The organism is Flavobacterium sp. LM4 (genome assembly GCF_002017935.1).
Classification (GTDB): Bacteria; Bacteroidota; Bacteroidia; order Flavobacteriales; family Flavobacteriaceae; genus Flavobacterium; species Flavobacterium chungangense.
Genome location: NZ_MUFW01000010.1, coordinates 1 through 8,702 on the forward strand (window position 1 = coordinate 1; position 8,702 = coordinate 8,702).

9 protein-coding genes and 1 pseudogene are annotated in these 8,702 nt (G+C 32.5%); 8 read left to right on the plus strand and 2 right to left on the minus strand.

All coding sequences use genetic code 11. The annotated features are described in order from the left end of the window. Positions 1 to 524 (minus strand): transposase (locus BXU10_RS24515; RefSeq protein WP_145953341.1); only part of this gene is annotated, 524 nt, incomplete at its 3' end. Positions 525 to 791: 267 nt separating this feature from the next. On the opposite strand from BXU10_RS24515, the gene BXU10_RS24520 reads away from it, so the two are divergent. After that, positions 792 to 1,541, plus strand: coding sequence for a hypothetical protein (locus tag BXU10_RS24520; RefSeq protein WP_078230062.1), 750 nt, complete (start codon positions 792 to 794; stop codon positions 1,539 to 1,541). A gap of 226 nt (positions 1,542 to 1,767) precedes the next feature. On the opposite strand, the gene BXU10_RS24525 is transcribed toward BXU10_RS24520, so the two are convergent. Next, positions 1,768 to 3,300: an IS1182 family transposase gene (locus BXU10_RS24525; RefSeq protein ID WP_078230063.1), complete on the minus strand. Its 1,533-nt coding sequence runs from the start codon at positions 3,298 to 3,300 to the stop codon at positions 1,768 to 1,770. 116 nt (positions 3,301 to 3,416) lie between these two features. On the opposite strand from BXU10_RS24525, the gene BXU10_RS24530 reads away from it, so the two are divergent. The 7 genes and pseudogenes from BXU10_RS24530 (at position 3,417) to BXU10_RS24545 (ending at position 8,213) form a co-directional block, all read left to right on the plus strand. After that, on the plus strand, positions 3,417 to 4,337 hold the full coding sequence (locus tag BXU10_RS24530; RefSeq protein WP_078230065.1) for a tetratricopeptide repeat protein: 921 nt from the start codon (positions 3,417 to 3,419) through the stop codon (positions 4,335 to 4,337). Positions 4,338 to 4,613: 276 nt separating this feature from the next. Continuing rightward, positions 4,614 to 5,684: a hypothetical protein gene (locus BXU10_RS24535; protein ID WP_078230067.1), complete on the plus strand. Its 1,071-nt coding sequence runs from the start codon at positions 4,614 to 4,616 to the stop codon at positions 5,682 to 5,684. A gap of 647 nt (positions 5,685 to 6,331) precedes the next feature. Further along, a pseudogene (locus BXU10_RS25675) lies at positions 6,332 to 6,439 on the plus strand (hypothetical protein); the annotation flags it as partial. Positions 6,440 to 6,459: 20 nt separating this feature from the next. After that, entirely contained in the window at positions 6,460 to 7,092 is a 633-nt protein-coding gene (locus tag BXU10_RS25530; RefSeq protein WP_223255576.1) for a transposase, read from the plus strand. Positions 7,093 to 7,145: 53 nt separating this feature from the next. Next, positions 7,146 to 7,262 carry a transposase gene (locus BXU10_RS25535; RefSeq protein WP_223255578.1) on the plus strand — a complete coding sequence of 39 codons (117 nt, stop codon included), beginning with the start codon at positions 7,146 to 7,148 and terminating at the stop codon, positions 7,260 to 7,262. Then, on the plus strand, positions 7,259 to 7,558 hold the full coding sequence (locus BXU10_RS25540; RefSeq protein WP_223255577.1) for a hypothetical protein: 300 nt from the start codon (positions 7,259 to 7,261) through the stop codon (positions 7,556 to 7,558). Before BXU10_RS25535 ends, BXU10_RS25540 begins: the two co-directional genes overlap by 4 nt. A 64-nt stretch (positions 7,559 to 7,622) precedes the next feature. Continuing rightward, positions 7,623 to 8,213, plus strand: a complete 591-nt coding sequence (locus BXU10_RS24545; RefSeq protein ID WP_078230068.1) for a hypothetical protein — start codon at positions 7,623 to 7,625, stop codon at positions 8,211 to 8,213. Positions 8,214 to 8,702 lie beyond the last annotated feature (489 nt).

Genomic DNA, 8,702 nt, shown 5'->3' on the forward strand with positions numbered 1-8,702 from the left:
TTAATTTTTAAAACATCACCCATAGCTTCTTTGGGAATATAACCGATTCCTTCACTGGTACTTCCAATGATACGCAAGCTTTTAAGTAGTTTTTCACGTTCTGTAAAAAGTAATTTAAGTTCCATTAATGATAACTCTGGAAGCTGTGTTAATCGCAACTTGTGCAAATGTGTTAAGGTATAAAATGCAATATCTTTAGAGTCATTTTTATCAGTTTTCCCTCTGGAGATTCCTTTGCTGCGTTTGATTTCAATGGCGGGAATCATCCAATAATCGATCTTGTACCGTGTCAAATAACATCCCAAAGGAAGTGAATAAACACCCGTATCTTCAAAGCTGATCAACACCTCTTCTAAAGCAATTTTTCGATTGTTTAGCTGCTTTACAATCTCTTTAATTCCTTTGTTGTCGTTACTTACCACAAAGTGAACTATTTTCTTTCCTAATGGCTTCTCAAGAAAAGTGACGTCTAATTTTGACTTAGAAACATCAATCCCTACAAAAAATAAATACTTTTCATACATTTGATTTTAAGTGAAATAAAAAGTTGAATTTGCTTTAAAGCCTTTATTAGACCCGTTGTCTATCATTCTATTTGAAGCCATTCAACAAAACTCAAGGAGGAGCAGAAGACTAATGCGAGGTATGGATCATGAGTCTGGCCAAGCGCGTAGTTCACTTCTGCTTTCCTTTGAGAAATTTACAAAATTTATGCTTTACAAAGTAAAGGCCAAGCGCCGGAACGTTAGCAGGCATTTTACCGCAGAAAACTAAAAACCACTAAAAATCAAATGAAAAAAGGACTTCTATTTCTAGCTTTATTGTTTAGTCTAAAATCTATTTCCCAACAGAAAAATGACATCAAACTTTCCGAAATAAAATTGTGCGAACTAACTTTAGACAACTTAAAGCAAAATGATGTTGAATTAAAACAAATCAATTTGGAAGAAATGGATTTGTGTTCAGATGGTTTTGTACAAGATGGAAGGTTTGAAAATAGAATTGGATATACTTCAAAATTATATCCAGGTGTTATCTTTCAGAAATATCGTAAAGATTTAAATTCAATTGGGAAAATTCATTTAACAAAAGATTTCAAGGGATATTTACCTGACGGAAAATATGTAGACTTAAAGAACATTAAAGCGGGGGAACTTATCGCAAAATATGATAGTTTAGACATTTGGACTTCTCGTGGTTGTTCTGATTATTTAGGAATAAATAGAAACAAAGAAATTTATTTTTATGTAAAATTAAATAAGCAAAAAGAACCTCGTTATCCAATAGATGATAAATATTATTCCGAACAACAAATAGAAGGAATTGATATTGTTTCTGATTGTTATTCAACTCAACAAAACACTCAAAAAAACAAACCTTTATATATCGTCGAAGGTAAAGAAGTGACCGAAGAAATTATCGCCGAAATAAAACCTGATGACGTAGAATCGATAAATGTCTTAAAAGATATAAGCGCAACCAAAAAATACGGCGAAAAAGGAAAAAATGGAGTTATAGAAATTTACTTGAAAAAGAAGTAAAAAAACGCCTGCTAACACACGCTACAAGCAATTTGGGTATTAGGCTTAATTTGAAATTGGTTTTGTATTTGGATGATTTGGCAAATCCGAAAAATGGGCTTAATTTAGTCCCAAACTACTTGTAGCGCGGGAACGTCAGGCTGTGAAAAAACCTCCTTTTCCAGTTAAAACCTCTAGATTTTACTTTACTGTAATTCAAATAAAGCCTTATATTGAATCACTTTTTTTAGGCTGCTAATTTCTCGGGATAAAAATTAGTTGTTGTATGAAGCTTTAAATAACTCGTTTTTAGTAAAAACAAGACTTTTGCCTTGTAGGGTGAGTTCCATTTTTGAAGTTTTGCAATAAGTTCGGGAACGCCCAGTATATTGATACTGCGTTTAATGTTATAGACCAACATAATTAAGCTGTGTTCTCCGTTTACTTTTTCCAATCCTGTTAAATTAGTGTGATTATAGCCCCATTGCCGTTTGATAGTCCCAAAGATATGCTCGTTGATTTCCTGACGCTTGCGGTAGAGCTGTGGATTTGCGTGATAACGTTTGTTGTTTTCTTCTACGGCATCAGCATATTGACTGCGGTCTATATCTCGTCCAGCCACTCTGCTGGTACATAACTGCTTTACGGGACACTCCCTGCACTTGGATGTTCGGTATCTCTTGAATTCATAACTATCGCTATCAGTTTTCTTGTGCCAGTGACCTGTGGTTTTAAGCGTTTCTCCCTCAGGGCAAGTATAGGTGTCGGTGGTTTGGTCGTATTGGAACTTCGAGATCAAATAACCCTCAGCTATCCTTTCTTTATTTTTCCCCTGTTCGGGCTGTGCTACAATTGTAGTGATGTTCGCTTTTTTGCAGATTTCTATTTGTTTGCCATTATGATAGCCTTTGTCCACTAATGCAGTATAAGTTTCAATTCCTAAATTTTCTTTGGCTTCTATGGCAATGGCAGATAAAGCGCTACGATCGTTCTTGTTGATCGTATGAGTGGCTACCACAAGATTGTGTTTGGCATCGACTGCAGCCTGCATATTAAATGAGATTTCAACCACTTGCCCTTGCACTAATAGGGCTCTGGCATCACTATCGGTGGTGCTTATTTGAGGTTCGCCACTTGCTTCTAGTTTTTCTTCCAGTAATTCATAGCGGATTTTGTTTTGTTTTAAACGTTCAATTTTCTGCTTGATGTTTTTGATTTTTTCAGGGTTATGCTTTGCATCATTTTCTTCCAAAGCATCAAGGTATTGCTGGGTTTTGATTTCGATATACTCTAAATGTTTATCTATTTTCTTTTGATTGAAATTAGCTTTACGGCTATTGTGCGCTCGGCTTTTAGTTCCATCAATAGCAATGGTTTCCCCTGCTATTAAATCGGCATCTTTCAAGAAAACGACAAAGAGTTTGAACAAGTTTTTTAATGCTGCAGGATTGTTCTTTCTAAAATCAGATATGCTGTGGTAGTTCGGTCGAATGTCTTCTAACAACCACTGCATTTCAATGTTTCTAAAACATTCTTTTTCCAGTTTGCGGCTACTTCTTAATCCATTGAGATAGCCGTATAAATAGATTTTCAAAAACACTTTGATATTATAGCTCGGTCGACCTTCTGATTTAATAGAAGTAACTGCAAAACCAAGTTTTTCCAAATCTAAAAAGGTTACAAAAGCATCTATAAAACGAACCTGATTATCGGCAGATATTGCATCTTCTAAACTTGAAAAACGCATTTGTTGGCGGGAAATTCCTTGTATATGTTGCATTACGAAAAATACGAAAAATCCTGTTTTTAAACAATACTTCCCTATATTTGTTTACAACAAAACGGAAGTTTTTTCACAGACTGACGTTATGGGCAATTTTGAAACAGAAACCTCGAATGAAAAACAAACTATTAATAATTTTATTTTCACTATCAACATTAACAGCTTTCGGACAGAAAAAAATGGATAATAAATATATTACTTGGGACGACTTCGTTGATGGATTTGGTAAAGAAATGGTTTCTGCCGAAGATGTTTTTAATAATATGGCTAAGAATGGACTTAAAAACAACACAATGACAAAAATGGATTTTACTTTTGTTTCAGACAAAAAAGAAAATCTAATAAAGTTGGGTGAATTTCTTAAAGCTCATTATCCATATTCAGTTAAAGAGGTAAAAAGATTTGATAAACTTTGGGAAATAAATGGAGAAACAAATGAGTTTCCAATGACAGCGGACAATTTACTATATTGGGCATTAGATATGTACAAGCGAGGTTATGAATTTGACGCTACAATTGACGCTTATGGTGGACTTGCTGATTCAAAAACAGCAAAATTTCCAATTTTGGACCCTACAAAAACTGATTATTATTTTGACAAAGGTTTAGAATGTTATAACAAAGGGGATTTAAGCGGTTCAATATTTAATTGGACTTTGGCAATAGAAGTAGATTCAAAAGAACCAAATGCTTATTATTCAAGAGCAATTGTCAAAAACGAACTTTACACTTGGAAATCTGCACTTAAAGATTATGACAAAGCAATTGAAATTGCACCAAAATTTGTTAGTGCATTAATAAACCGAGGCGGTCTTAAGGACCAAAACGGAGATTATCAAGGAGCAATTACTGAGTATGAAACAGTTTTGAAACTTGAAAAATTGGAGCAAGAAGAAAAACAGCAAGCATATTTTAACTTAGGAAATACTTATTTCAATTTAAAAGACAAAAAGAAAGCTTGTGAAAATTGGAGTAAAGCACTTGAAAATGGTGCAGAATATGCAAAAGAACGAATTGCCGAACATTGTAAATAAAAAAAACTGCCCATAACACACGCTACAAGCAATTTGGGGATTTGGCTTAATGGAAAAATTGGTTTGTATTTGGAAGATTTGGCAAATCCGAAAATAGGGCTTAATTTAGTCCCAAACTACTTGTAGCGTGGGAACGTCAGGCTGTGAAAAAACTAAAATCAACGTCTTGAGAATCTCATATTTGAGATTTTTCTCCGGTAGCTCTCCGAATACTTTCTAAATTTGAAGAGGTTTTTTCACAGACTGACGTTGGCAGACATTTAAAAAAAATCCGGAATGAAAAGAAAAATATTGCTTTTAATCACAATGATTTTGGTTTTTACAAATTGTAAAAATGAAAATAAAGTAGAAGAACTTCAAACTACAAAAACGGAAAATCATGCTATTCTGAATTTAGCTAATGAAATAGAAAAATTAAATTCTGAATTGAAAAAATTTGAAGTTAAATCTCAAATATTTATTATTTCATCAAAAAAACAAACCAAAGTTAAAAGTAAATTAGGAACAACTATTTATGTAAATCCTGAAGAACTTGAAAATATTGACGGTACAAATATTGGAGAAAATATAGAAATTGAATTAAAAGAACTTACAAATCAAAAAGAACTTTTAAAATCAAATGCACAAACTATTTCAAACGGAAAATTACTTGTTTCTGGTGGAGCTTATTTCATAAATATGAAATCTAACGGAAAACAGCTCAAGTTAAAAAATAATAAATTTTTAAAAGTTGATTTTCCAAAGTTAACAGAAAATGAAATGTTTCTATTCTATGGTAAAAAAGATAGTTTAGGAATTATGAATTGGGAAAACACAAAAACTAAATTTACAACCCCAAAATTAGTAACAGAAATTGTTAAAGATAGTTTAACCGAATATCCAGTTGAAGAAGATGTAAGCGAGACAAAACCTTTAACAAAAGAAGAGAGAAAAATAAACCGAGTAATAATTAAAAACTCAAAACTTAATGACAGAATTTATAATTCTGTACAATTAAAGAATTTTGGTTGGATTAATTGTGATAAATTTTATCAAATAGATAATAAGACAAAAATTGAATATGAATTTATTGAAAATAAAAATTTAATCTGTTCGAATTTATATTTAGTTTTTAGAGACATAAATTCTGTTGTACACAATGTTTACTATGATGAAAACAAAAAATATAAGGATGAACAGGAATTTGACAATATTCCTATAGGTTTAAATGTTGAACTAATTGCAGTTTCAGTAATTAACAATAAGATATTTGTTTATAAATCGAAATTTATTACTGGTGAAAAATCAAAAGAAACTATTGATTTTAAAGAAATTAGCGAAAAAGAATTTGAGAAACTATTTGAATAAAAAAATAAACGTCTGCCAACACACGCTACAAGCAATTTGGGTATTAGGCTTAATTTGAAATTGGTTTTGTATTTGGGAATATTTGGCAAATCCGAAAATAGGGCTTAATTTAGTCCCAAACTACTTGTAGCGCGGGAACGTCAGGCTGTGAAAAAACTAAAATCAACGTCTTGAGAATCTCATATTTGAGATTTTTCTCCGGTAGCTCTCCGAATACTTTCTAAATTTGAAGAGGTTTTTTCACAGACTGACGTTGGCAGTAATCCCCCATAGTCCGCGTGCCTTACCTCCCGAAGCTAACGGCCATTGCATAAAAAAATCCATAAATTAGCTACACTCATTGCAAGGCCGATTTGTAAACTGTTGCATAATAGCACGAGTGTAATCCTGGTTGGGAAGTGTGTGATACCTCCAGTGGTGGTACATTTTTTTGTAACCCCGATTAGAATATTCTATTTATCCGAAAGAACTTCCTCTTTGAGTGTTTTTTAAAATTTAAATGTTCAGAATCAGAATGAAAGAACAAAATCAAATTTCGATGGAGATTGTCAATCCTAAAACTGCAGGAATAGACATCCGGTAGCAGGAGTCATTTTGTAGCTGTTGGTCAAAAAGAAGAACACGTAAGAGAGTTTGGTGTTTATAATGACGACCTCAAAGCAATATCAAATTGGCTTAAAGAAAATGGCATCCAAACCGTAGCAATGGAAAGTACAGGCACTTATTGGCAAGCATTATATGCTGTTTTGCTCAGCGATGGTTTTCAAGTGATATTGTGCAATGGAAAATTTACCAAAAACATCAAGGAAAGAAAACCGATGTACAAGACTGCCAATGGATACAAAAATTACATTCCATCGGTCTATTATCTGGAAGTTTTTTGCCGGATTTACAAACTGAACAACTGCGAACTTATTGCCGACACAGAGCTGGTTTAATTGATCTTGCTGCTGACACAAGCAAGAAAATGCAAAAATACCTTCGTTTACTCAATCTTCGATTGGATATAATTGTTAAAGATATTTGTGGTTTGACGGGACTTAAGATGATAGAAGCCATTTGCAATGGAGAAACTGATGCCCAGAAATTAGCCTCTTTAAGAAACGGAAACTGTAAAAAAAGTGAAGCAGAAATGCAAAAAGCACTCCAAAGCAATGGCCGTAAAGATTATCTATTTGCTCTAAAGCAGGAATACCAGATGTATCAAAATCTGCAAAATCAGATCAAAGACTGCGATATAGAAATAAAAAAATTACTTCAAGACCAGATTGATAGCAACAACAATAAAAAGCAACATTACACGGATCCGAAAATTCACAAAAGAGTCAATAAAAACACACCTAAAAATATTGATTTAAACCTGATGGGTTATCAATACTTCCGAAGGAGTAGATTTGTTAAAATATAAGGATTTAGCCATCAAACCTTACTTACATTAATGAGCGAAGTAGGTTTAGAAGGATCAAAAAATTCGGCACAGCCAAGCAATTTGCAAGTTGGCTCAGACTTACTCCAAACAATAAAATAAGCGGTGGAAAAGTACTCAGCAGTCGCGTGCCAAAAGGAGTAATCGCTTGAAAATAGCCTTACGAAATGCTGCCAATGCCATCGGGAATTTAAAAGAATCAACACCTCTGAGAGACTTTTTTCATCGAATTAATTTTAGAAAAGGAAGAGTGTCTGCCATAAGTGCAACAGCAAGAAAATTAGGTATAATCATTTGGAATATGATTGTCAAAAATACCTCATACTATAATCCAGAAAATTACTTATATTTAGACGAAAAAAGAAAACTAGCGGTACAAAAAAGAATACAAAAACAAATGGAAAAACATCAATTCAAAGTCGATGATTTTAACTTTATAACCATTTAGTTTTTAGATATCTATAAAACGTTAGTTAGAATGTTACGAAACCGCTCAAAAAACACAACCAAAAATGAGAAATAACACTTCCAAAATTTATATGTTTAAAGTCAAGGAAGATTATATTTTCTACTTATCAGAATTAATAATTGACACTATTCAGAAAAGCAAAAGGCTTAAAAAATATGAAGATGAAATAGAACTCATATTGAAAAACAATGCAGACAAAAAGTTAGTTGAAACTGAATTTTTCGAGTCAATTAGTGATAAAACAAGTCGATTATTCCAATACATCTTTAATTTAATTGGAGATGAAACTAAACAAGCAGTTTCATATAGAAAATTCAGAAAGTTACTTTATAAAAACAAACGAATCCTTAACATAGAAATTAGTAGTTTAAGTCAAGAAGAAGAATTAATAATTGGAGAATTTAATAAGTTGAGAAATTGGTCGCTACATATTCCTGAATCAATCTATGTGCATAAAAGAGAGTTTTTTAAAGTTGATGAAAAATTTATTGATAAATACAAACTAATTATCGCTGTTGATTATTATAAATATTTTGAAATAGAATTTTTAGCACAACTGAAAGATGAAATAAACCAAGTTTTAGAAGGTGTCGAAATAGTTTTGACAAAAATGAAGAAGACTATTCAATTTTAGTTGGTGGAGAAGTGGAATATCAAGAAGATGTTTTTGTTAGCAAACCATACGCAATTATGGAAGTTGCGCAAAAATCTTGGATACTCAAAAAGGAAAGTAAAAACACTACTGCCAACACACGTTTGGCGCAATTGCGAATTTTGTGGTAAATTCACGTTCACATTTCGCAAGAAATTTTATCTTTAACAGAAAGTAATCAGTTCCGAAGTTCGCAACTGACGCCAAGCGTGGGAACGTCAGGCTGTGAAAAAACTAAAATCAACGTCTTGAGAATCTCATATTTGAGATTTTTCTCCGGTAGCTCTCCGAATACTTTCTAAATTTGAAGAGGTTTTTTCACAGACTGACGTTATAGGCAAGCTTAAATCAAATAGTTCTGAAAATGAAAAAATTGACAATTAAATTTACATTACTTACAACTATTTTTCTCTTAGCTAGTTGTGAAGAAAAAGTTCAAAAAATATCCAAATTAAGTTCAAATCAATCACT

What these genes read in the sequence shown, in the direction of transcription:
- BXU10_RS24535 (WP_078230067.1), top strand. Translation starts at nt 4,614, where the DNA reads ATGAAAAGAAAAATATTGCTTTTAATCACAATGATTTTGGTTTTTACA.
- BXU10_RS24530 (WP_078230065.1), top strand. Translation starts at nt 3,417, where the DNA reads ATGAAAAACAAACTATTAATAATTTTATTTTCACTATCAACATTAACA.
- BXU10_RS24545 (WP_078230068.1), top strand. Translation starts at nt 7,623, where the DNA reads ATGAGAAATAACACTTCCAAAATTTATATGTTTAAAGTCAAGGAAGAT.
- BXU10_RS24520 (WP_078230062.1), top strand. Translation starts at nt 792, where the DNA reads ATGAAAAAAGGACTTCTATTTCTAGCTTTATTGTTTAGTCTAAAATCT.
- BXU10_RS24525 (WP_078230063.1), bottom strand. Translation starts at nt 3,300, where the DNA reads ATGCAACATATACAAGGAATTTCCCGCCAACAAATGCGTTTTTCAAGT.